This window comes from Christiangramia echinicola DSM 19838, assembly GCF_000423065.1.
Taxonomy (GTDB): domain Bacteria; phylum Bacteroidota; class Bacteroidia; order Flavobacteriales; family Flavobacteriaceae; genus Christiangramia; species Christiangramia echinicola.
This window is the reverse complement of the sequence record NZ_AUHG01000010.1, coordinates 589,030-613,626: the sequence shown is the minus strand read 5'-3', so window position 1 is coordinate 613,626 and position 24,597 is coordinate 589,030. Positions and strand designations below refer to the sequence as shown.

At 39.0% G+C, this 24,597-nt stretch carries 23 protein-coding genes; 8 read left to right on the top strand and 15 right to left on the bottom strand.

The window, feature by feature from the left end; translation table 11 throughout:
- Positions 1-14 precede the first annotated feature (14 nt).
- Positions 15-518 (top strand): DUF1440 domain-containing protein, encoded by a 504-nt coding sequence (locus G530_RS0103245; RefSeq protein ID WP_026933160.1) that lies wholly within the window; start codon positions 15-17, stop codon positions 516-518.
- Here G530_RS0103245 and G530_RS0103240 read toward each other — a convergent pair whose 3' ends face one another.
- Positions 519-2,987, bottom strand: coding sequence for a ligase-associated DNA damage response DEXH box helicase (locus tag G530_RS0103240; RefSeq protein WP_026933159.1), 2,469 nt, complete (start codon positions 2,985-2,987; stop codon positions 519-521).
- A 35-nt stretch (positions 2,988-3,022) separates the two neighbouring features.
- Entirely contained in the window at positions 3,023-3,715 is a 693-nt protein-coding gene (locus tag G530_RS0103235) for a hypothetical protein (RefSeq protein ID WP_026933158.1), read from the bottom strand.
- Positions 3,716-3,799: 84 nt separating this feature from the next.
- Between G530_RS0103235 and G530_RS0103230 the strand changes: the two genes are divergently transcribed.
- Positions 3,800-4,855: a hypothetical protein gene (locus G530_RS0103230; RefSeq protein ID WP_026933157.1), complete on the top strand. Its 1,056-nt coding sequence runs from the start codon at positions 3,800-3,802 to the stop codon at positions 4,853-4,855.
- Here G530_RS0103230 and G530_RS0103225 read toward each other — a convergent pair whose 3' ends face one another.
- Together G530_RS0103225 and G530_RS0103220 are read right to left on the bottom strand one after the other, a co-directional pair.
- Positions 4,856-6,448 (bottom strand): ATP-dependent DNA ligase, encoded by a 1,593-nt coding sequence (locus tag G530_RS0103225; protein WP_026933156.1) that lies wholly within the window; start codon positions 6,446-6,448, stop codon positions 4,856-4,858.
- On the bottom strand, positions 6,445-7,467 hold the full coding sequence (locus G530_RS0103220; RefSeq protein WP_026933155.1) for a ligase-associated DNA damage response exonuclease: 1,023 nt from the start codon (positions 7,465-7,467) through the stop codon (positions 6,445-6,447). The genes G530_RS0103225 and G530_RS0103220 overlap by 4 nt, the downstream gene beginning before the upstream one ends.
- 152 nt (positions 7,468-7,619) lie before the next feature.
- Here G530_RS0103220 and G530_RS0103215 point away from each other — a divergent pair, with 152 nt between their 5' ends.
- Positions 7,620-8,051 (top strand): TerB family tellurite resistance protein, encoded by a 432-nt coding sequence (locus G530_RS0103215; RefSeq protein WP_026933154.1) that lies wholly within the window; start codon positions 7,620-7,622, stop codon positions 8,049-8,051.
- On the opposite strand, the gene fbp is transcribed toward G530_RS0103215, so the two are convergent.
- Positions 8,024-9,073 carry a class 1 fructose-bisphosphatase gene (gene fbp / locus G530_RS0103210; RefSeq protein ID WP_026933153.1) on the bottom strand — a complete coding sequence of 350 codons (1,050 nt, stop codon included), beginning with the start codon at positions 9,071-9,073 and terminating at the stop codon, positions 8,024-8,026. The genes G530_RS0103215 and fbp overlap by 28 nt on opposite strands.
- A gap of 104 nt (positions 9,074-9,177) precedes the next feature.
- Between fbp and G530_RS0103205 the strand changes: the two genes are divergently transcribed.
- The 5 genes from G530_RS0103205 to G530_RS0103185 all read left to right on the top strand — a co-directional run bounded on the left by G530_RS0103205 (position 9,178) and on the right by G530_RS0103185 (position 14,138).
- Positions 9,178-9,666 (top strand): GNAT family N-acetyltransferase, encoded by a 489-nt coding sequence (locus G530_RS0103205; RefSeq protein ID WP_026933152.1) that lies wholly within the window; start codon positions 9,178-9,180, stop codon positions 9,664-9,666.
- A gap of 145 nt (positions 9,667-9,811) precedes the next feature.
- A complete protein-coding gene (locus G530_RS0103200; protein ID WP_026933151.1) occupies positions 9,812-10,285 on the top strand; it encodes a GNAT family N-acetyltransferase in 474 nt (157 codons plus the stop codon).
- Between the two features lie 2 nt (positions 10,286-10,287).
- On the top strand, positions 10,288-11,538 hold the full coding sequence (locus G530_RS0103195; protein WP_026933150.1) for an aspartate kinase: 1,251 nt from the start codon (positions 10,288-10,290) through the stop codon (positions 11,536-11,538).
- A gap of 41 nt (positions 11,539-11,579) precedes the next feature.
- Positions 11,580-13,385, top strand: coding sequence for a GNAT family N-acyltransferase (locus tag G530_RS0103190; protein ID WP_026933149.1), 1,806 nt, complete (start codon positions 11,580-11,582; stop codon positions 13,383-13,385).
- A gap of 99 nt (positions 13,386-13,484) precedes the next feature.
- Positions 13,485-14,138, top strand: a complete 654-nt coding sequence (locus G530_RS0103185) for an SDR family oxidoreductase (protein WP_026933148.1) — start codon at positions 13,485-13,487, stop codon at positions 14,136-14,138.
- A gap of 215 nt (positions 14,139-14,353) precedes the next feature.
- On the opposite strand, the gene G530_RS0103175 is transcribed toward G530_RS0103185, so the two are convergent.
- From G530_RS0103175 to pth, 10 genes are all read right to left on the bottom strand, one after another.
- Positions 14,354-14,749, bottom strand: a complete 396-nt coding sequence (locus tag G530_RS0103175; RefSeq protein ID WP_026933147.1) for a VOC family protein — start codon at positions 14,747-14,749, stop codon at positions 14,354-14,356.
- 6 nt (positions 14,750-14,755) lie between these two features.
- Positions 14,756-15,736: a 2-hydroxyacid dehydrogenase gene (locus G530_RS0103170; RefSeq protein ID WP_026933146.1), complete on the bottom strand. Its 981-nt coding sequence runs from the start codon at positions 15,734-15,736 to the stop codon at positions 14,756-14,758.
- 121 nt (positions 15,737-15,857) lie between these two features.
- Entirely contained in the window at positions 15,858-17,207 is a 1,350-nt protein-coding gene (gene mgtE / locus G530_RS0103165) for a magnesium transporter (protein WP_026933145.1), read from the bottom strand.
- Positions 17,188-18,021, bottom strand: a complete 834-nt coding sequence (gene rsmA, locus G530_RS0103160) for a 16S rRNA (adenine(1518)-N(6)/adenine(1519)-N(6))-dimethyltransferase RsmA (RefSeq protein WP_026933144.1) — start codon at positions 18,019-18,021, stop codon at positions 17,188-17,190. The genes mgtE and rsmA overlap by 20 nt, the downstream gene beginning before the upstream one ends.
- Before the next feature lie 96 nt (positions 18,022-18,117).
- A complete protein-coding gene (locus G530_RS0103155; protein ID WP_026933143.1) occupies positions 18,118-18,426 on the bottom strand; it encodes a DUF4286 family protein in 309 nt (102 codons plus the stop codon).
- 22 nt (positions 18,427-18,448) lie between these two features.
- A complete protein-coding gene (locus G530_RS0103150) occupies positions 18,449-20,233 on the bottom strand; it encodes a tetratricopeptide repeat protein (protein ID WP_026933142.1) in 1,785 nt (594 codons plus the stop codon).
- A gap of 45 nt (positions 20,234-20,278) precedes the next feature.
- On the bottom strand, positions 20,279-21,550 hold the full coding sequence (gene serS / locus G530_RS0103145) for a serine--tRNA ligase (protein ID WP_026933141.1): 1,272 nt from the start codon (positions 21,548-21,550) through the stop codon (positions 20,279-20,281).
- A gap of 92 nt (positions 21,551-21,642) precedes the next feature.
- Positions 21,643-22,965, bottom strand: a complete 1,323-nt coding sequence (locus G530_RS0103140) for an HTTM domain-containing protein (RefSeq protein WP_026933140.1) — start codon at positions 22,963-22,965, stop codon at positions 21,643-21,645.
- Positions 22,958-23,893: a bifunctional riboflavin kinase/FAD synthetase gene (locus G530_RS0103135; protein WP_026933139.1), complete on the bottom strand. Its 936-nt coding sequence runs from the start codon at positions 23,891-23,893 to the stop codon at positions 22,958-22,960. Before G530_RS0103135 ends, G530_RS0103140 begins: the two co-directional genes overlap by 8 nt.
- A gap of 6 nt (positions 23,894-23,899) precedes the next feature.
- A complete protein-coding gene (pth, locus tag G530_RS0103130) occupies positions 23,900-24,526 on the bottom strand; it encodes an aminoacyl-tRNA hydrolase (RefSeq protein WP_026933138.1) in 627 nt (208 codons plus the stop codon).
- Between the last annotated feature and the right edge of the window lie 71 nt (positions 24,527-24,597).

Genomic DNA, 24,597 nt, shown 5'->3' with positions numbered 1-24,597 from the left:
AAATGAAACAGATTATGAGCGTAACTAATTTTCTTCAGAAAGATTCCTATATGTCTAATACCAGTCGCAGCCTACTTTCCGGCTTTGTTGGTGGTTTAGCCGGTTCGGCAGTAAAGAGCCTTATAGAACAATTTTTACCAGTAAGAAAGATTGAACAACGATCCGCTCAGATCAAGATCGTAGATGAACTTTCAACTAAGATCACTGGTACTCCGGTTAGTATACAGAATGAAGCTCTGGCAGAGCAACTGGTGAATATCCCCATTGGGGGTTCCCTTGGCGCCGCATATGGTTATGGCAAAAAGGACCGCAACGGTTTAAGACCTATGGACGGGGTTATATTTGGTGCTACTACCTGGGCTTCGACTCACGAAACTTCTTTGCCTATTCTAGGATTGGAACCAAAACCAACCGATATCCCTATTAGAATGCAAATGAATGAATTATTTGCTCACGTAGCGTTTGGTATTACTACAGAGCTGGTAAGACATTATTTAGAGAAGCAGCTTAGAGAATAATTATTTTTCCAGTTGTTTCAACATTCTCTTAATTCTATCTTCTATTTTTTCTGAAGATAATTTTTCTCTCAACCTATCTGTAATGATCGGAAACGAGAAAGGAGTAGGTTTTTCACATTTTCGCCACATAATTTTTTGACTCGCTATCCTTTCCAGTGACATTCTTAACCTTCCTTCTTCTAGCTGATGCTCAAAAGTCTCTCTAAAGGCCTGTTGATAAAGCAAATTATCTTCTTCATAATCTCTAAAAACACTAAATAACAATTGGGAGTTAGATTGCAGATGTTTACTTTTTACAAGTTTATTGGGATATCCGGTAAAGACAAGGCCGGCGATCACAGCAATGTCCCGAAACTTTCTTCTGGCCATTTCTGTAGCATTTAGACTTTTATAAAGGTCGTCCATCAAATATTCAGCACTAAAAAGATCATTATCCAGTACCTGCTGCATATCTATTTCCTGATCTGAGAGCAATTCAAAGCCATAGTCATTAAAGGCAATAGAAAAACTGATAGGCGACAATAAACTAATGCGGTATGCCAGCAAACTACCCAGGGCCTCATGCACAAAACGACCTTCAAAAGGATAAAATATGGCATGATAACCTTCACGTGTTTTGAATGTCTCGATTAGAAATTCATCATTTTTTGGAATAATAGAGTCCTGCTTCTGTCTTTGAAAAACAGGCTGAAGTGCTTCAAATTCCCGGTTAGTTCTTTCTCCATCTTTCAGGTTAGACGCCAGATACATTTCTTCGCGAAGCAACTCACTCATCTGGGCAGAAAAAGTCATTCTCCCTCCCATCCAGCTTGGCACTTTAGAGGTTTTCCTGGAGGATTTCCTAACCAGAACCTGCATATTTTTGATCCTGACTAATTCAAGGTTTCGGCCGGCAAAAGTAAATATATCTCCGGGCTTCAATTTAGAAATAAACCATTCTTCTATTGTACCAATATAACCGCCCTTCATGTACTTAACGCTTAGCATTGCATCACTTACAATGGTTCCTATTTGCAAGCGATGACGCATTGCAACTCCTCGATTATTGATCTTGAATTTTCCATCTTCCTCGATCTCTACCTTTTTATACTCGTCATAAGCCTGCAGACTCTGGCTTCCTTTGGTAATGAAATTGAGTATCCATCGCCACTGGTCTTCTGTAATTCCCTGGAAACAGAATGTTGAGGCGATCTCTGGATATATTTCTTTTGGATAAAATCCGTTTGAAACCGCGAGGCTGTTTAAATACTGAACCAGTACATCAAAGCTCATTAAATACGGAATTCGGTCTTCTACAGCCTTTTTCTCGACTGCCTTCTGCAATGCAGATGCCTCTATAAGCTCAATAGCATGTGTAGGCAGAAAATAAATAAGGCTCACTTTTCCCGGTTGATGCCCACTTCGGCCTGCACGCTGAAGAAATCTTGCCACCCCCTTAGGTCCACCAATCTGTACAATAGTTTCAACCGGGGCAAAATCCACTCCAAGATCCAGACTGGAAGTACAGACGACTGCCTTAAGACTTTCATTTCTAATCGCCTGCTCTACCCAAAGGCGGGTTTCTTTATTTATACTCCCGTGATGCATAGCAACTTCACCGGCAAATTCGGGATATTTTGCCATTAATTTCTGAAACCAGAGTTCACATTGAGATCTGGTATTTGTGAAAAGTAGAGTAGTTCTGCTATTATTAATGATTGGCACCACCTCATCGATAAGATGCAACCCCAAATGTCCCCGCCAGGGAAACTTTTCCATTGTTCTGGGGATTATAGACATCACTTCAATCTTCTTTTTAAGATTGGCTTTGATCATCACCGAATTCTTGTGGGCTTCAGAATCTGGTCCCAGCAGGACTTCCCTGGCCTGTTCTAAATTCCCTATGGTAGCCGATATTCCCCAAATACGAAGATCTTTTGAGATGGTCTTTAATCTTGATAAACCAAGTTCCACCTGAACTCCTCTTTTAGAACCCAGTAGTTCATGCCATTCATCAATAACTATGGCCTGAAGATCTTTAAAGGTCTTATCGTAATTTTTTGAAGAAAGTAATAGATGTAAGCTTTCCGGAGTTGTGATTAAAAGATCTGGCATCGATTTTTTCTGGGCTGCTCGTTCTTTCTGGGAAGTATCTCCGGTTCTAATTCCTACCGTAAATTGGGTTCCCATTTCTTCAGCAAACCTGCTTGCGGCCTGTTCTATTTCAACTGAAAGTGCCCGCAAGGGAGTGATCCATATGGCTTTTAAACCTTTCTTATGTCTGGTCTTGTAATCAGGATTCTTCCTGATGTAGTCTAAAACAATTGGCACCCACAGCGCATAGGTTTTCCCACTGCCGGTAGGAGCATTTAAAAGACCATTCTTTTTCTGAAGATAAGCGGTCCAGGTATCTTTCTGAAATTTAAAAGGTTTCCACCCTATCCCAGAAAACCAGCCTTCAGCAAGCTTTAATAGTTCTGCCCTTTTCAATAGGAAAAAATTGAATTATGAGTGCTCATAAATAACTAACGCTCTAATTTAAAATTATCAAGATTGATATCGTCCATCCCAACATTATCAAAAGGATACTCCAACTGATTCTGGATATTATAAAGAGAAATAAGTATAAACTGAGTAACCAGTACAATTAAATATGCAATCCAGTCTGCCTCGCGCATACCTAGATTATAAATAATAGTAGGCGCATAGATCACCGGAAACAAATAGATAAATACTTCGCAATAGGCCATAAGGCTTATAGGCGTCCTGTGAGAATGTATACTGTGCAGGTTTTCTATAGATTCATGCATATCCCGGGCATATTTAAAAACACGATCCTTGATCTTATTTGGAACAAGATTATCTTTTTCAAGGACAAATTTGTAAACCTTATGTGAAATTTCATCCAGAGTCTGAATATCATTATTCTTTCTGGCGAGGTGATCTAAAGTCTTCTGATTGATCTCCAGCAGGATACCTCTGGCCTCATTCTTTTTGTCAGTAGTAAGTTCATTACTACTAAGCAAAAGGTATCTCACCGTTTTAATTGAACTTAAGAATTTACTTAAATGTTCTAATGCTTTTTCTCTTCTTCTGAAAGAACCTCGAATTGTAAATACCAGCGGAAAAATGATGGCAATACTCAGCAGAGTAAGATCTACATTAAAACTGATCCCGAATTTTAAAGCAAAGAATGTTGTAACTGCTGAAAGGATCAACGTTACAAAGGTTCTAAAATTAATAATGGAAAAATACTTTCTAATAGCTTGATTTTTAATATTTTAGATAAATATATCAATATTATGGATAAGCGCGCTATCCTTTTATTCCTAATCCCTACTTTATTTATTCACCTCATGTGCTCTCAGGATAATCATGAAAATTTCCCTGTGAGTCTTTCTGAATTATTCCTGGAGGAAGAAATAATGAATATATCGCTTAGCTACTCCAATAAAGATATTAAAAAAGAAACCAATGATTCTACCTATATACACACCTATCTAAAATTTGAAGTTGATGAGCTACAATGGGATTCCCTGGAGGTAAGGTTGAGAAAACGGGGGAATTTTCGACTTAAGAATTGTTCCTATGCTCCCTTAAAAGTTAAGATAAAAAAGAAAGAGGCTAATAAAACCCCATTTGAGGGTCATAAAAACCTGAAGTTAGTTCTCCCATGTTTGATACAGCGGGACATGAACGATAATGTACTAAAAGAATACCTCGCATATAAACTGTATGAGGTGATTTCTCCTTATCATTTCAAGACTAAACTGGTGGAATTGAATTATGAGGAACTCAGAGGTAATAAAACCAAAATCCATGAATTCAAAGCCTTCTTTATTGAAGACGACAAACATGTTGCAGAAAGGATCGGCGGCAAAGTTTTAAAATCAAACATCCATCCGCTAAACCATTTGGCCCGGGAATCGGTTCGAAATTCATTTTTCCAGTTCATGATAGGAAATACAGATTTTTCCAATGCCTACCAGCATAATTCCAAACTTATATTCCGGGAGGGTGAGATCATTCCTGTTCCATATGATTTTGATATGGCAGGAATAGTAAATACCAGCTATGCTACAGTTTCACAGATAAATAATGAAATGCTTAGTATAGATAAGGTAACCCAGAGAATGTATCGCGGATTCCAGAGGGAGCCAAAGCTTTTTCATGAGGTTAGATTAGAATTTCTGAATCATCGCCCAGCATTGCTCAAAGTTATTCAGGACTGTGAGTTGCTATTCGAAGATGATAAGGAATATTTTTCCATGTTACTTTTTATAGAAGGTTTCTTCGAAATCCTAATGAATGAGGAGAAGTTCGAAAACGAGATCCTGGCGATGGCCCGAAGAAAATAATTAAGGGATGAGGGCTTTCAGATCTTCCAGTGTATTTGCCTCTTCTATCTTCTTATCTGTACGCCATCTCAATATCCTGGGAAATCTTGTTGCCACACCACTTTTATGCCTTTTGGATTCAGCAATTCCTTCAAAAGCGATCTCAAACACGTGATGTGGCGTGACGCTGCGCACAGGGCCAAAACGTTCTAAAGTATTCTTCTTTATCCAGGCATCAAGGCTTCTAAATTCTTTATCTGTAAGTCCCGAATATGCCTTTGCAAAAGTTACCAGCTCTCCTTTTTCTTCATCCCATAATCCAAAAGTATAATCGGTAAACAGGTTACTTCTCCTTCCGTGACCACGCATGGCATAAGTAAGCACGGCGTCGATAGTAAGTGGATCGACCTTCCATTTCCACCAGTCACCTTTTTTTCTACCTACTAGGTAAGGTGAATCCAGTCTCTTTAGCATAAGGCCTTCAGATTTCACTTCCCGTGAATTCTCCCGTTCCTTTGCTGCTTCATCCCAGCTCTTAAAACGAATGTTTTCTGAAAGGTGAAGCGGTAATTCTTCTGATCTCACATCATTATAGAGTTTTTCAAGGATCTTGCGTCTTTCCCCAAATGCGGTATCCCGAATATCCTCATTTTCCCATTCCAGGATATCATAAGCTTTTAAGATCACCGGAGTTTTTTCCAGAAGTTTTTTTGAAACATTCTTTCGGCCTATTCGGGTTAGGAGATCCTTAAAAGTTCCTATTTCTCCTTCTGGAAATGGTAAGATTTCACCATCTATCACGGTGCCATTTGGTATAGCTTCAACAAACGCTTCAAATTCCGGGTATTTATCGGTTACCAGTTCTTCACCTCGACTCCACACAAATAATTCATCATTTCTAATAATCACCTGTGAGCGTATCCCATCCCACTTATGCTCGGCACTCCAATTTGAAACATCTCCAAGGTCATGGGGTTCATTCTCTATAGCATAAGCCAGGTAAAAAGGATAAGGTTTAGAAAGAAAATCTTCCTCATTTTCTTCCAGAATAAGTTTATTGAAAGTGATCTTAGAAGGCTCCCAGTTTCCCATTAATTTGTAGGCCAGAATATCTTCATCTATATCTGTGGCCCTGGAAAGTGCCCTGGTCATGAGTTTCTGACTTACGCCAATTCTAAAACTTCCGGTGATCAATTTCGTGAAAACGAAGCGTTCGTAATAATTCAGGTTTAACCAGTTATCAAAAAGATATTCTTTCTTTTCTTCCTCAGGCTTCTTTTTGAGATCGATGATCTCCTGTAAAAATTGATTAAGACTTTTTTCACTAGAAGAATCAGCAGGTGGAATTACTAAAGCAATAGTTTCCGCCAGATCCCCTACTATGTGATAGGATTCCTCAAAAAGCCAAAGCGGAATTTTGGCCAATTCAGACGCCCATTCCCTCATGAGAGTTGTATTAACCGGTCTTGGCGGTCTTCGGTGACTTAAGATGGCAATAGTCCAAACCTTATCTTTTGGAGGGGCGTTTCGAAAATAGCTTGTTAATGCCTCTACTTTTAAAGTGGTCTTGTTGGTGCTATCCAGAGTTTTTATGAGATCGGCAAATGCTTTCATTCTGAATCCTTTTCTTTATCAGCTTCCATCTGGCCTGTTTCTCCTTCGTACTGGGTCTCTTCAGTTCTGGCATCATAACCCTGTTCCCTTAAGAATCTGGAAAAAATATCTGTGTATCCGTGGGTGCATATTACTTTCTCGCATCCTGTTTCTTTAATCGAAGTAAGTAGTCCCTGCCAGTCACAGTGATCGCTTAACACAAAACCTTTATCTATCGCCCTTCTTCTTCGTGCACCTCTAAAGGTCATCCAACCGCTTGCCGAAGCAGTTACATATGGCACCATTTTCCTTATCCATGTGGTCCCATGGGAGCTTCCAGGAGCTAGTACTATATTTCCCCTGATCTCCTCTTTTTTTGTTTCCCTGGTAATCCTGGTAGTTTCAGGAAACTCGATCTGATCCCTTAAAACTTCGGTCATATTCTCTATTGCGCCATGTGTATAAATTTTACCAATAGATGGATCTAAATGTTTCAGTAAACGCTGAGCTTTCCCCAGGGAATAACCAAAAAGGACAGACGTTCTTCCGTCATCCTGATTCTGTTGCCACCAGTTATTGATATCTTCAAAAACCTGTTTTTGGGGCGTCCATTTAAAAGCAGGTAAACCAAAGGTACATTCAGTAATAAAAGTGTCACATCTTACCGGTTCATATGGAACCGCCACGCCATCATCTTCAGTTTTATAATCCCCGGTGAAGACCCAAACTTCACCCTTATATTCAACTCTTATTTGAGAGGAACCTATGATATGACCGGCTGGATGCAAAGAAAACTGAACTCCGTTAATGGTGAAATTTTCATTCCATTCCACCCCGGAAACTACGATATCCCCAAGTCTGTGCTTTATTATAGGCACATTACTGTGGTGAGTGATATATTTCTTATGCCCCCAACGGGAATGATCTGCATGACCATGAGAAATTATGGCTTTATCTACCGGTTTCCATGGATCCAGATATACATCTGCCGCAGCACAATAGATCCCGTTTTCATTAAAGGCCAGTAATGGTGTTCTCATAATATGATTGAAGAACATGAAATTTAAATAATAGAAACTTCAGCAGAAAGAGATTAAGAAAAGATTAGCGATTGACTAAAATTAATTTACGCTTGCTTTGGTATTAAAAACTGCGTGTTTAACTATATTTGTAGTATAAAATCAATACAATAATGTCCTTTTCAGATTTATTTGGCTCGGGAGAGCACCTACGAAATCTTAGTCATTTCGCTTCTATTGTAAACCTTGCAGCAGTTGATGGAGACATCAACAAAGATGAAGAGCTTCTGCTAAAACGTTTCGCAAGAAAATTAGATATTAGTGAAGATGAATATGCTAAGGTTCTGGAAAACCCTAAGTCTTTTCCGCTATCATCATATAATAGTATCGAAAGGAGACTGGAACGACTTCATGACCTGTTTAGAATCATCTTTGCAGATCACATCATTGATGAAGAAGAGACAGAACTTATTAAAAAATATGCTATTGGTCTTGGGTTTTCAAGCCAGGCTTCTGAAGGTATTATAGAAAGATCTATCCAGATCTTTAGCGGTCAGTTAAGTTTTGATGATTACCGCTACTTACTTGAAAAAGAAAATGACTGAGACTGATCTTTAGTCTCGGCTTTCACCATAAATTCTTCAGCTTTTTCTACCATTTTTTTGCTTCCGCAGAAGAATGGTGCTCGCTGATGCAACTCTATTGGCTTTATATCCAGTATACGCTTAAATCCGTCGCTGGCTTTTCCTCCTGCCTGTTCGGTTAAAAATGCCATCGGGTTACATTCGTAAAGCAACCTTAATTTACCATTGCTGGCTTTCGAACTTTTGGGATACATAAAGATCCCGCCTTTTATCATATTCCTGTGAATATCAGAAACCATAGACCCAATATATCTTGAAGTATAAGGACGCTTATCTCCATCTTCCTGCTGGCAATATTTAATATAATCTTTCACTCCCTGCGGGAAATGTATATAATTTCCTTCGTTTATAGAATAGATATGTCCTTCTTCGGGAAATTGCATATCTGGATGCGACAAGTACCATGATCCCAGTGCCGGGTTCAGGGTAAACCCATTCACTCCAAATCCTGTAGTATAAACCAGCATGGTAGAAGTTCCATAAATAATATATCCGGCAGCTACCTGTTTATTTCCCGGTTGCAGAAAATCTTCTAATTGCACGGGCGTTCCCACCGGGGTAATTCTTTCGTAGATCGAAAAGATAGTTCCTACAGAGACATTTACATCTATATTAGAGCTACCATCCAAAGGATCCATAAGCACCACATATTTATTCTGATTATCGCCTTTATGACCTTTGATCTGGATAAAATCATCATTTTCTTCGGAAGCGATCCCGCAAACGATCTCTCTATTGGTTAAGGTCTGGATAAACTTATTATTAGCGTAAACATCCAGTTTTTGCTGATCTTCTCCCTGAATATTCGTTTCGCCGTAAGCTCCTATAATATCAACCAGTCCGGCTTTATTAACCTCATGATTCACTACCTTGGCGGCTAGCCTCAGGGAGTTTATCAATCTTGAAAGCTCTCCCGAAGATCCAGGAAAATGTGCTTGATTTTCAATAATAAATTCTCCGAGAGTTTGATTTGGCTTAGGCATGGATTCAATTTCTTTTGAAGCGGCTAAAATATTAAAATTTAGACTTACTACAACGTTTTCGCTGACAATAGTACTATTGTTTAAATTTGTGAAAAAGTATTTATATGGAAATTAACATTAGAGATGCCAGGAAAGAAGATATGAGCGATGTTCTAAAACTCATCCATGAATTGGCTGTTTTTGAAAAAGAGCCCGACGCTGTAATTATAGATGAAGATGACCTTATTCGCGATGGATTTGGAGAAAACCCTGCTTTCCAATGTTTCGTGGCAGAGGCAAATGGGAAAATAGAAGGTATGGCCCTGGTATATTTTAGATATTCTACCTGGAAAGGAAAAACGGTTCATTTAGAAGATCTTATAGTTAGAGAGGAATTCCGTGGAAAAGGTCTCGGCTCTGCCCTCTATACTGAAGTCATAAAGTATGCAGCTCAGGAAAAAGTAAAACGTACAGAATGGGTGGTTTTAAACTGGAATAAGGATGCCGCCGATTTCTACCGCAGAAGTGGCGCCGATGTCATGGAAGACTGGGATACCGTGCAAATGGATGAGATGGCCATGCACCTGTTTCTTGAAAAGAAAGGTATCCTTTAAGACCGCTTTAGTAGCCTTATGAAATGCAATCCTTATTTTTGTTAAAAATCTGAATTATAAATTGAGCCATAAAAATCTCCTTAAGCAGAAGGAAAGGATGATTGGCGAATTGCATTTGACCTTTATATTAACTAAATAGAAACAAATGAAATATACAATACGAGAAGCCAGAAAAGATGATATGAATGAGGTTCTGGAACTTATAAAAGAGCTGGCAGAACATGAAGATCATCTTGATGATGTAGAGGTTACCGTTCAGGATCTTGAAAAAGAAGGTTTTGAGCACGGTAATTTTAAATGCTTTGTAGCCGATGTAGAAGGTAAGATCGAAGGTATGGCTTTGGTATACTTCAGATTCTCTACCTGGAAAGGAAGAACTGTTCATTTAGAAGATCTAATTGTTCGTGAAAGTATGCGCGGTACTGGTCTTGGAGGAGCACTTTATAAGCAAGTTGTAAAATATGGTCACGATAATGGAGTTAAACGTATAGAGTGGGTAGTTTCTGAAGGCAACAAAAACGCCATAGAATTCTACGAAAACACGGGAGCTGAAATTAAAGAAAGCTGGAAAACCGTACATATGGAAGAAGGCGGAATCCAGGAAAACGTAAAAAAATAGTGATCAAAGTATACAAGTTTGGTGGAGCATCGGTGAAGGATGCCGAAGGAGTAAAAAATCTTATCAAAGTACTTAAGGAAGTAGGAAGTGAGAACAGGTTAATCGTGGTTTCTGCCATGGGCAAGACCACAAATGCTCTGGAAGTGGTAGTTAAGGATTATCTTGAAACTACCAGAATTCCTTCAAGTCTTGAAGAGGTTAAAGCCTATCATCGTAATATAATGAACGAGCTTTTTCCAGATGTTGAAGCTCCGGTCTTCTTTAAGACCGAAGCACTTTTCACTGAGCTTGAAAATTTTCTACAGCATAATAAATCTACTCAGTATGATTTTGTTTACGATCAGATCGTAAGCTATGGTGAATTGGTATCAACTACCATCGTTAGTGAATATCTGAATTATCAGAATATAGATTCTACCTGGCTGGATGCGCGAAATTTTATAAAAACCGACAGCACATATAGAGACGCCCAGGTGAACTGGAATAAAACCCAGGAACTTATCAAGGTAAATATAGATCCAAATAAACTGAATGTTATACAGGGCTTCATTTCATCAGACCCAAATAATTTTACGACTACTCTTGGGCGTGAAGGATCAGATTATTCTGCGGCGATCATGGCTTACTGTCTCAATGCTGAAAATGTAACAATCTGGAAGGATGTTCCAGGAGTCCTAAATGCCGATCCGCGATTTTTCAACAATGCCGAATTGCTAAACCAGATCTCTTATGAAGAAGCTATTGAACTGGCTTTTTATGGAGCTTCGGTAATACACCCAAAAACACTTCAGCCTTTACAGCGTAAGGAAATCCCGCTATTTGTAAGATCTTTCATAAATCCTTCAGGAGAAGGTACAGCCGTGAGTAAGGGAAAAACCATATTTCCGGAGATTCCCTGTTTTATTGTGAAAAAAGACCAGGTTTTGATATCTCTTTCTTCGCTGGATTTCTCTTTCATGGTAGAAGAGAACATTTCAGAAATATTCAGGCTTTTCCACCTGTACCAAATGAAGGTTGATCTTATTCAGAATTCTGCGATTAGTTTCAGGGTATGTGTTGATAATAAATTTAATCAGCTGGAGAAACTTATTCAGCATTTAAAGGCAAGGTTCAAAGTAAATTATAAAACCGGCGTTTCCTTATACACGATAAGACATTTTAATACCGAAGCGATTAACAGCCTGGAAAAGGATAAGAATGTGCTTCTAAAACAACTTACCCAAAACACAGTTCAGTTAGTTGCCGAAAACTAACATTTGATTTCTTATTTTTGATTGAACCAAATCAATCAACCATGGGAATCGTAAGTGCCAAAGAAGTAGCCAACGTTATGAACCTGGGTAAATTTGGTTTCCTGGGAACAGGAGTTGGCTGGCTGATACTAAAAACAACGAAACTCTCCAGGATCAATAGAGAGTACGACAAGCATAAAGATCTTAAAGGCACCGATTTTATTGAATCTATTCTGAATGAATTTGAAATAGACTTCGAAATTCCCGAAAAAGACCTCAAAAGGATTCCAAAAGAAGGCCCGTTTATCACCATTTCCAATCATCCATTGGGAGGAATTGACGGGATGATCCTTATGAAGCTGGTTCTGGAAAGCAGGCCAGATTATAAAGTGATCGCTAATTTTCTTTTGCACCGTCTGGATCCTTTAAAACCATATATACTTCCGGTAAATCCATTCGAAGATCATAAGGAGGCGAAATCCAGTTTAACGGGGATGAAAAATGCCATTTCTCATCTTAAGAATGGCCACGCTCTGGGCATATTCCCGGCTGGCGAGGTTTCTACCAACAGAGACAAAAAAGTGATCGTTGATAAACCCTGGGAACTTTCAGCAATGAAACTGATCCAGAAATCTAAAGTTCCGGTGGTGCCAATATATTTTCACGCCAAGAACAGCCTTTTCTTTTATAGACTGGCATCTTTTAGTGATGTCTTAAGAACGGCGAAGCTACCCAGTGAAATGCTAACGCAGAGAAAGAGGAAGATTAAAGTTAGGATTGGAAATACGATCTCTGTAGAAGATCAACAAGAACATTCAAATTTAGAAGCCTACACGGCGTTCTTGCGTAGGAAAACCTATATGCTGGCCAATGTTTTTGAAAAGAAAAAACTTCTCGGCAATCTCCCAAAAACCTTGAAAATACCACGTTCTCCTAAAAATATTGCTGAGGAAACAAATTCTGAACTCATGCAAATGGAGGTGGAGAATTGCCGGAAAATGGATAAACGCCTACTTCAGAGCAAGAATTACGAGGTATTTCTTGCCAAAAGAGAAGTGATCCCAAATATTCTGAACGAAATTGGCAGATTACGGGAGATCACCTTTCGCGAGGTTGGCGAAGGCACCAATAAGAGTATAGATCTGGACAGCTGCGATGAATATTATCACCACCTGTTCCTTTGGGATAAGGAGGCTAATAAGATCGCTGGAGCTTATAGAATGGGCATGGGTAGTGAGATCTTTGCCAGTCATGGCATCGATGGATTTTACCTTCAGGATCTTTTTAGATTCGAGCCTGAATTATATAAAATGATGAGCCAGTCTATAGAAATGGGTCGGGCATTCATCATTAAGGAATATCAGCAAAAACCAATGCCGCTTTTCCTGTTATGGAAAGGAATTGTTCATTGCACCTTGAGGTTTCCGGAACATAAATATTTAATTGGAGGGGTTACCATTAGTGACAAGTTCAGCAACTTTTCAAAATCACTGATGATAGAATTCATGAAGTCTAATTATTACGATCCTTATGTCGCGCAATACGTAAGACCTAAAAAAGAATTCAAGGTGAAACTTGAAGATGCAGATAAAGACCTGGTTTTCGATGAAAGCGAAGCCGACCTCAATAAATTTGATAAGATCATCGATGAACTTGAAACCGAAAACCTGAGATTACCGGTACTTATTAAAAAATATATTAAACAGAATGCAAAAGTAGTGGCCTTCAATGTAGACCCACTTTTCAATGATGCGGTAGACGGACTAATGTATATTAGAATTGCCGATCTACCGGAAAGTACAGTGAAGCCGGTTATGGAAGAATTCCAGAAGGAATTGGAAGAAAGAGCTGCCGCCAACGGTAAATAGAGTTTTTCATTGTTAACATACTGTTATTCCTTCCTTTTGGCTGGTCAGATTCTTGATTCCTCCTTATCTTGTTGGCAATTAAAATTTTGAAGAAAAACCATGGAAAATATACTAATAGCCGGTGCTACCGGAGACACAGGAAAAAGAGTCATTGAAATTTTAAATAATTCTGAAAGCTTTAGTCCTCTTGCACTTATAAGAAAAGAAGAGCAAAGACAGCAGTTTGAAGACATGGAGGTTGAAGCAGTTTTAGGTGATCTTGAAGGTGATGTGAGCCATACCATGAAAGGTATAGACAAGGTGATCTTCGCGGCAGGTTCTGGAGGGGATACTTCAGACGAAAAAACTGATGCTATAGATCGCGATGGAGCAAAAAAACTTATTGATGCTGCTATTGCTGCAAAGGTTAAAAAATTCGTGATGTTAAGTTCTATGGGGGCAGATGATCCTTCGAAAAATGAGGATTTGAGACATTACCTGGAAGCGAAAAAAGAGGCCGATGACTATCTTAGAGAAAGCGGAATTCCCTATACAATTGTTCGTCCAGGAGCATTAACAGATGATCTCGGATTGGCTAAGGTTGAAGTTGCCAAAGGCTCTCTTAATAAAAGAGGAGAGATCTCTAGAGATGATGTTGCTTTTATATTAGTAATGTCACTTGCCGATCCATTGGTGAAAAATGTAACTTTTGAAGCTATTGAAGGTGAAGAGTCTATCAAATCTGCTTTAATAGAACTTAGTGATCTGGGATAAGACCACCGGAATAAAAATATTAGACCCTGCAATGATCATTGCAGGGTCTCTTTTTTTGAAAAGATTTTGTGAAATCTTTGTCATCCTGAACTTGATTCAGGATCTTAATAAAAGAGAAGCTGAAACGAGTTCAGCTTGACGAAGATGATTTTAACCGGACTTCTCAATTTCATGAAATTTGTTGAAAAGGCTCGAACGCATTCAGCCAGACAACTTTATTTTTGATCTAGAAAAACTTTATCTACTGGTTCCCAGAGTTCAATTTTATTCCCTTCGGGATCCATGATCCAGCCAAACTTGCCGTAATCATAAGTCTCCATTTCACCAATAACCTCTACTCCTTCGTCTTTTAAAGTCTTGAGTAATTCTTCCAGGTTTTCAACCCTGAAGTTCATCATGAATTGCTTTTCTGAAGGTTTATAATAATCAGTGTCCTCATTCATCGGGCTCCATTGGGTTGAGCAGTCATTCCCTTCTTTATTTTTCCACCAGAAAGTACAGCCGTATTGATCTGTATCCAGTCCAAGATGCTGATTATACCAGCTTTTTACGTGATCAGGATTTTTTGCTTTAAAGAAAAAACCACCTAAACCTGTTACTCTTTTTTTCATGATCTATTATTTTTCATCTCCCTCACCAAAGTCAGCAATAATCTTATCGGCTATCACTGTTGCCAGCCCTTCATGCGACTCTACCGTCCAACCTGCAACATGAGGGCTCAGTAAAGTATGTGGCATAAACATTAATTCTCTAAGTGCTTCAGGGATTGAATCTGCCGCGCTTATAGAAACATTTTTCTTATTAGCGAACAGGCTTTCAAAACTGGCTTTCTCATATTCCAGCACATCTAGCCCAGCTCCAAGGATTTTTTCTTCTTTAAGGGCTTCCACAAGGTCCCCGGTCACAACATTTTTTCCTCTTGCAGTATTTATGAACCAGAATGGCTTTTTAAATTTACCAATAAATTCTTTATTGATCATCTGGTTTGTCTCTTCTGTCCATGGAGTGTGTAGACTTACTACATCAGCCTTTTCGAAAAATTCTTCATAATCTACCTGTCTCGCATTTTCATCACCTACACCGTCCTGGATATCATAAAAAATAACATCCACATCAAAACCACGTAGTTTTCTGGCAAATGCTTTCCCCATATTTCCATAACCTATAAGGCCTACGGTTTTACCATCAAGTTCAACTCCACGATTTTCTTCACGATGCCAAAGGCCCTCTCTAACCTCCCTATCGGCTTTATTTAACCGATTGAACAATGACAGTAACATCCCCAGGGAGTGCTCTCCTACGGCGTTCCTGTTGCCTTCTGGTGCAGAGTATAGTTTTATTCCTCTTTCCTGAGCATATTCAACATCTATACTTTCCAGTCCAGCACCCACTCGAGCGATGAACTTTAAATTTGGTGCAGCATCAATGAATTCACGATCTATTTTATATCGGCTTCTTATTACAATCCCATCATATAAATGCTGATTTTGCAAAGTTTCTTCTCTAGATTGGTCGTAACCTTCAATATTATGGTGTCCTGCCTCTTCCAGTTTTTTCATCAACGTGGGATGATTGGTATCGGCATGCAGAATAATCATTGTTTTTTCTTTTTCAGATTAATAATTCAAATAGCATATTCCGCTCTTTCAGTTTGATATGAAAAACGGACGTACAAAGATAAAGAATGATATAAGCACCCGAAAGAATTGGAGTGCCTTTCTAGAATCCAAGGATGGTTTTGGCCAGATAGAAGAATATGAAAATTCCGAATATATCGTTACTGGTAGTGATAAAAGGACCAGTTGCAATTGCCGGATCAATTCCCTGTTTATCCAGAATGATAGGCACGAAAGTTCCAATAAGGGCAGCGATAATTATTACGGTTATTAAAGCCAGCGCTATAGTAAAACTTACAATTTGTGGTTGCCCTACGATTAGTCCGAAAAGAATGACAAGAATTCCTAATACCACTCCATTGATCAGCGTAAGACCTATTTCTTTCAGAAGCCTATTAAAAAGACTACCTCGAAGATTATCATTAGCCAGACCCTGCACGATGATCGCACTGGATTGTACTCCAACATTTCCTGCCATCGCAGCGATCAAAGGTGTAAAAAAGAAGAGTTCCACATAGTTAGCAAGTGCTTCCTCAAAACCTTTCATTACATAAACCGCTCCCAGACCACCAAAAAGACCAAGGATCAACCATGGTAAACGCGCCCGGGTAAGTCTCCAGATACTATCATCTGCCTCTACATCTTCAGAAATACCTGCAGCCATCTGGTAATCTTTCTCGGCTTCTTCCTTTATAAAATCTACAATATCATCGATGGTAATACGTCCTACCAGGCGGTTCATCTCATCAACAACAGGAATGGCTTCAAGGTCATATTTTTGCATTATACGCGCAACCTCATCACCTTCGGTATGTACGTTCACATAATCCACGCTGGGAATGTAAATATCACTGATGTTAGCGTCACTGGATGCGGTTAAAAGGTCCTTTAAAGACAATCTTCCTTTAAGTTTATTTTTATCGTCTACTACATAAATGGAATGAACGCGGGTAACATTTTCAGCCTGTTTACGCATATCAGCCATACAGCCCGTAACACTCCAGTTCTCACTTACTTTCACCAGCTCTTTTGCCATAAGACCACCGGCAGAGTTCTCATCGTAGCGCAATAGCTCCACGATATCATCTGCATGTTGCTCATCGGTAATTTCAGAAATTACATCCTGTTGTAATTCAAGGGAAAGTTCAGAGATGATATCTGCCGCATCATCGGTGTCCATCTCGTTAAGCTCGTCGGCAATTTCTTTGGGTGAAAGAGAATCAAGGATTCGCTCCCTTCGATCCTCCTCAAGCTCCATAAGAGCCTCTGCCGTTTGCTCGCTATTTAGAAGCTTAACTATATAAGTTGCTTCTGCAACATCAAGTTCGGTTAGAATTTCGGCAATATCAGCATAGTGCACTTCTTCGAGGTGCAGCAAAATCTCCTCATCTTTCCTTTCTTCGATGAGGTATTTGATCTTATCAATTAATTCTTCACTTACCTGAAATTGCATGCGGCTCAATTTTTTGTGTCAGTTCAATAAACTGCTGGAAACCGAGTTGTTCCGGCCGAAGGCCAAATATAGCATCTTCCCTTAAATTATCGGGAAGATTAAAGATTTTTAAGCTATTACGAAGTGTTTTTCTACGCTGGTTAAATGCAGTTTTAACCACTCTAAAAAATAGCTTTTCATCGCAAGGTAATGTGTAATTCTCTTTTCTGGTTAATCTTAGTACACCACTATCCACTTTTGGTGGCGGATTAAATACTGAAGGTGGCACCGTAAACAGATATTCTGCTTCATAAAAAGCCTGGGTTAGCACACTTAATATTCCATAAGTTTTATTGCCTTCTTTTTCACAGATCCTTTTAGCTACTTCTTTCTGGAACATGCCTGAAAATTCCGGGATCTGTTCTCTCAACTCAAGCACTTTGAAAACGATCTGAGTAGAAATATTATATGGAAAATTCCCAATTATCGCATATTGCTCATCCCGGAATATTTCGGAAAGGTCAAACTTAAGAAAGTCTTTCTCGTGAATCCTTCCTCGCAAATGCAAATAATTACTTTCAAGGAATTCAACACTTTCGGTATCTATTTCAATAACATGAACTTCTGTTTCCTTTTCTAGTAAATATTTAGTCAATACGCCCATTCCCGGACCTATTTCCAGAACTTTTTCATATCCCTTATAGCTTAGGGTATCGGCGATCTTGGAAGCGATATTTTCATCGGTTAGAAAATGCTGCCCAAGATGTTTTTTTGCCCTTACGCCCTGATCATCATTGGCTGAAGGTTTATTGAATGATGGCTTATATTTTTTCATTTTAATTGAATGAGGTAGAGCATTAAATATCTAATTGCTCTGGTGAAGTTCCTGAAAAAGGCTCGTTTTAAACTTTGGTAGATCCTGAGGTAAACTTTACTGTTCGCTTATCACTTCAAGCTCTGTCCTGAAAGCTACAAATTTACCTTCGAATGGTTTGGACCTGGAGCGCATTTCATCTGCATTTTCAGAATAATAGCTTTCCAGCATTTCCTTACTTTCTGTAGTATATTGAACCGAATATGTGATCCCGCCCATTGGCTCCTGGACCATTACCTTCGTCATCAAAGCTTTTTGAAATTTTTTTGTATTCAGCATATCTGGAATATGCTCTTCTTTCATCCATTTTATCCATTTATCATGAATATCTTCCTGAACGTTTATGGTGACGTTGTATATGATCATTTCTAGAATTTAAATTTTGGAATTATTCTATGGTATCCCCGCGAAGCAATCGGTACTTTTTCCTGGCTTCCACAAAATAGATACTGTCTGCAAAGTTAAAGATAATTTGCTCGTAAAAGCCTTTTGCTTTCTCAGGATCCTGCAGCTCGTTCGCATATAGCTCTGCGAGGAAATAATGTGCGTTGTCTGCCAGGATATCGTCTCCGAAGGAATCAATAATAGCCAGATAATTATATTCTGCCTTCTCGAAATTCTTTTCCTCCTCAAATAATTTAGCCTGACTCAATAAAGCTTCATCCTCTATCTTTTCACCTTTATGATTTACTAAAATTGAATCTAAAGCCTGGATAGCTTCCGGGTTTCTTTTCTGAAAAGATAACAGGTCTGCTTTAGCATATTTTCTTAGAGCTGCCTGGGTAGAATCTTCCAATGAGTTATCACTAATTAGCAAACTTAACTCCATCGCATCATTAGCTATTAATTGGGAAGTTGAAGATTTCAAAATATCCAGTTGCGTTTTAGCCCATTGAAAATCACCTTTATAATAACTGGTTTTTGCCACTTTGAATCTGGCGTCCTGGGCCATTACATCATTCTTCACCAGGTTCTGGATCTGGGAATAATAAATTAAAGCCTCGTTGAATTTTTCCTGAACTACCAGAATATCTGCTAGTGCCATTTTGAGCCTTGCGGTTTCAAAATCAGACTTAGCCGTCTCTGCAGTATTTTTTAAAAGCTCTATAGCCTCTTCTTTTTTATCTAACTGAAAAGCCAGGAAATTCGCATAATCTATCTTAAGGTTTAATGTACCATCAATTTGTGGGTTCTCTACAAGTAAAGTCCTGAATTCATTTTCAATTTCCGGATAATCCTCGGGGTTGGCATTATCCAGCTTGATACTTATCAAAAAATGCCTGGCCTGAAGATTAAAAACCGGTGAAGGAGATTCTTCTATGGCGTAGGAGATGATCTCCCTGGCCGAATCAAAATCTTTTGCCTCCCGCGCAAGTACCGCTAAATTTAAAATGCCCTGCAGGTTATTATCTCCGCGCTTAAAAATTGCCCGTTCCTGAGCAAAGGCCTTGCTAAAGTCTTTTTGCTGAATAAACAGCCAGCTTAGCATTTCATTGTAAAGCAGGATTGGGTTCTCCTGTAATTTTTTCAATAATAACTTTCTAAGAATAACATTGGCTTCAGCCTGTGGATCTTCGGTGATATAACGGTTAAATTCCCGGTTCGCCAAACCATAGAACTTCATATCGTCTTCTATAAGATCCAGGTAATTACTAAACATTTCCTCAATCTTACCTTGTTCACCATAAATACGGGCGAGCTGAAGATTAAAATTGCGATCGCCATTCATCTCCATAGCCCTTTCATAGGCGCTAGCGGCATAATCCAGAAGATTATATTGTTCAAAGCCACGGGCGATTGCATAGGCATAATTAGGTCTTCCTTCTATACTTTGCAGCGCCTCTTCATAAAATTGCTTAGCTTTTTCAGATTGCTCCTGAAGTTCAAAATTATGGCCCAGTTCAATGAGAATAGATGGATTATTGGCAGACCGATTTATACGTTCCATCAACAAACTTTCAGCAACCTCAAAATTTTCCAGCTGCTGATGGGAAGAAATCAAACCATTAAAGAAAATAGGGTTTGCTGGATTTTGCTGATAAAGTTTTTCGTAAACCTTTAAAGCCTTCTCATATTCTCCCTGGTCAAAAAAATTCCGCGCCAATTGTTCGCTTTGAGCAAAGACTCCGCAACCGGCTATAAACCATAAAGCTATAAACAAAAAACAGCGCATATGTAAATATAAACATTTGCGCTGTTTTATAATATGTTAGGAAAATTAATCTATTATATCGAAACCACAGTAAGGTACGAGTACCTCAGGAACCTTAATTCCATTTTCGGTCTGATAATTCTCCAGAATCCCGGCCAGTACCCTGGGTAGTGCAAGTGCACTTCCGTTGAGTGTATGTGCCAGTTCTTTTTTATTCTCTTTATTCTTGAATCTCAATTTTAACCTGTTAGCCTGGAAATTCTCAAAGTTCGATACTGAACTTATTTCTAACCAGCGGTCTTGAGCTGTTGAAAATACTTCAAAATCGAAAGTTAAAGCTGATGTGAAACCAAGGTCTCCACCACATAACCTAAGAATTCTATAAGGCAACTTCAAGTCCTTTAGAAGACCTTTTACATGCTCTACCATTGTATCCAGTGCAGCATAAGAATTCTCTGGAGTTTCCAGCCTTACGATCTCCACTTTGTCAAATTGATGCAAGCGGTTTAATCCGCGAACATGAGCTCCATAAGATCCCGCTTCACGTCTGAAACAAGGCGTATAACCCGTACAAAGTACAGGAAAATCCTTCTCGTTCATCAAATTATCACGGAACATATTGGTTACCGGAACCTCAGCAGTCGGGATAAGGTATAGATCATCTTCAGTAACATGATACATCTGCCCTTCTTTATCTGGCAGCTGACCTGTTCCAAAACCTGAAGTTTCATTCACTAATAATGGTAATTGATATTCGGTATAACCAGCTTCAGTAGCTCTATCAAGAAACCAGGTGATCAATGCACGTTGTAATCTGGCTCCCTTTCCTTTATAAACAGGAAATCCTGCCCCGGTGATCTTATTCCCCAGTTCAAAATCTATAATATCGTATTTCTTCGCAAGTTCCCAGTGTGGCATTGAACCTTCTGCCAATACCGGAATATCTCCTTCCTTATAAACCTCTTCGTTGTCATCTTCACTCATTCCAGCAGGAACAGATTCATGAGGAATATTCGGGATGGTATAAAGTAAATTCTGAAGATCGGCTACGGTTGCCGTAAGTTTTTCAGAAAGCTCTTTTGACTCTTCCTTTAAACGGCCAGTTTTCTCCTTAAGGATATTTGCCTTTTCATGCTCCCCATTCTTGAACAAAAGACCTATCTCCTTTGACATTTTGTTGGAACTGGCCAGAATATCATCAAGGTTAGCCTGGGTAGACCTTCTGGTCTCATCCAGTGTTAAAACCTGTTGGAAAATATCTGAAGCATCAAAATTCCTTTTTTTAAGGGCTTTGATGTACTCTTCTTTGTGTTCTGCAATCTTTGAAACCTGTAACATGAGGCGGTTTTATTTAATTTGCCGTTAAACTTTTACGAGCTGCAAATGTAACAAAAGAAGGTAAGACTAACCTCCTGGCAATGGTATCTTATCTATTTTTCTACTTCTGAAGGTAGTATCCAGTCGTGATGTTTAAAATGCTGCCATTCTTCTGCTGCCAGATCAACTTTAGGATCTATTAAAGGCTTATAAGGCCCACCATTCACACTTATTTTACCTTCAGCATAAACCTCAATCTTTTTACCCTGCCTGGCATAATCTTCTTCCAGGCGCTGTGCGAATTGCCAGATAAGATCTGGTTTAGAGGTAATTGCCCTCATTTGCTTTCGGGAGAGATATTCCTTCTTATCTACAAAAATGGTATCTGTAGTTCCTTTTTCAACAACCTTAAAGGCTACACGTCCACTTTTCCCTCTAAGCATCATTCGCCAGCTAAGACGGTGACCTTCTTCTGTCCAGAGCACATCATCCTGAAAAAACCAGTGCCTTAAAGGTAAGCCTATCTGAATAACGAACCAGACAGACATCGCAGCGATTAAAAAATTCCGGTAAGACGGTATAATAATTTCTCCGGCATTATAATGTTCCTTTTTATTCCGCAGAAATAACTTGTTGATCTTTTCTGGAGGGAAAAAGAAGATGCAAAACGCCAGGGACATATATGGAAAAATACCAATATGGAATATAAAACTGTTGAATAGATGAAAGAATATGGCCGCCAGGAATATTGGTAGTCTTGTTCTTTTCCACAGCAATAACGGAATGATCAAAAGGTCGAATGCCAGCCCGAAATAAGCAATCGCATAACGTATCCAACTTTGCTGTAGAAACTCTCCAACAAGCCAGTAATCTGCTTTAGATTTCATCAATAGAGCGGGAAAACTACCATCTAGCCAATCTGGATAAAATTTGGCTACTGAAGCGTAGGTATAAACGATCCAGAGTTGCAAAACAATAAACACCCAAACCCACCGCGGCATTGAAATAGAGCTAATAGCAGGTTTAATTTTTGCATCCAGTGAAAACCACCTGTTAGCAGGTAGAAAACACATTACAAAACACAATAACATCAACAGGTAATAGTGATTATTATAGGATGATTTTTGCATTAGGTAAACCGAAGCCCACATGATGGTATAAAAGATCATGGACATCCTGTACTTGAACCCGAGCATTACAAAAATCCCGAATACTCCCATTACCCCGTAATACCAGAGCATCCCATTCCCGGGGAGTGGCTGCAGGAACTCAAATCCAATAAAATTAAAGGTGAAATCTGGTTCAATAAGGGTTCTTCTTATCCAACCGGTAAATATAGCTCCAAATGCCTCGATAGCGATCAACAAACCAAAAAGCGCACGAAATACTACAAGTGCAGAGTTATCGACTTGTTTGAAAAGCCAACTGTTAAGCATAGTTATCTTTTATGTATTGTTTTGAAAAGGCCCGGTCCTGCTTCATGGCAACTTTTAGATCTTCTACCGAATCGAATTTCTTTTCGTCCCTGATCCTTACCAGCATTTCTATTTCAAGGTTCTTCCCATACAGGTCTTTATTTAGCTGAAAAAAATTGGCTTCTATAGTTTTTTCCTTTCCGCCAACCGTTGGATTAGTGCCAATGTTCATCATGCCATAAACTTTTTCACCATCAATTATGGAGCTTACCACGTAAACGCCATTTTTAGGAATAAGCTTATAATCTTCTTCGATCTCGATATTTGCCGTTGGAAATCCTAGATCTTTTCCTATTCCGCGGCCTTTTACGATGGTTCCTTTTAAAGTAAAAGGATGCTGAAGGTACATATTGGCGCGTTCTACACGACCATCTAAAAGTGCGTTTCTAATTTTTGTAGAACTTACTGCTACCTGTTCTACGTCCTGCTGACTTATTTCTTCCACATCGAAACCAAAGTCCTTTCCAAATTGCTTCAGGTCATTGATATCTGCAGTTCTATTTCGGCCGAACCTGTGATCGTAGCCAATAATGATCTTTTTGGCTTTTAGTTTATTAACCAGGATATCACGAACAAATTCCAGCGCAGTCAACCTTGAAAACTGATGTGTAAAAGGGTGAACTACCAAATGGTCTATTCCCGTCTCTTCTAACAAGTGTTTTCTCTCCTCTATAGTATTTATAAGCTGTATACCACTTTCCTGTTGTAACACCATTCTTGGGTGAGGAAAAAAAGTAAGCACTACCGAGTCCAGGTTATTCGCATGGGCAGAATTCACCAAACGCTCTATGATCTTGCGATGTCCCACATGTACCCCATCAAAAGTACCAATGGTTACCACAGTTTGACGTTCACTTATAAATGAGTTCGCTCCTCTATATTCTTTCAAATCCTGCTATTTGCCGTTAAATGTATTCATTGTATTGGAAACTCCAGCGGTACCAAAAGATTGTATCAATTCTGCCGAAGTTTTCAGTCTTTCAGGTAATTTCTTTAACTCCTGCTCATCCCATTCTCCAAGGACATAATCCACCTGATTCCCTTTAGAGAACTCATCACTAATTCCGAATCTAAAACGGTTATATTTTGTAGTATTAAGCTGAGTCTGTATATCTTTTAATCCGTTGTGGCCTCCATCGCTACCTTTAGTCTTTAATCTTAAAGTTCCGAAGGGCAGATTCAGGTCATCGGTGACTACCAGTAAATTATCCAGGGAGATCTTTTCTTTCTGCATCCAGTAATTCACTGCTTTTCCGCTCAAATTCATATAAGTACTTGGCTTAAGCATAATAAAGGTGCGGCCTTTGAATTTGAAAGTTGCCACATCCCCCAGCTTCTGGGTTTCAAAAGTCACTTCTTTCTCACGGGCAAGTTCATCCAGGACCTTAAATCCTATATTATGCCTCGTGTTTTCATATTTAGGGCCAATATTCCCCAGGCCAACGATCAAAAATTTCTTCATGGGATCTGTTTTCTCCGCAGTCTGTGTTTTTCCTAAAATCCTTCCGAAGAATGAAAGCATCCAATTAGTTTTGGTAAAGATAAAATTTATCAGATACTTTTTAAATCAGAAAAATTAAAAGCGGATGTAAA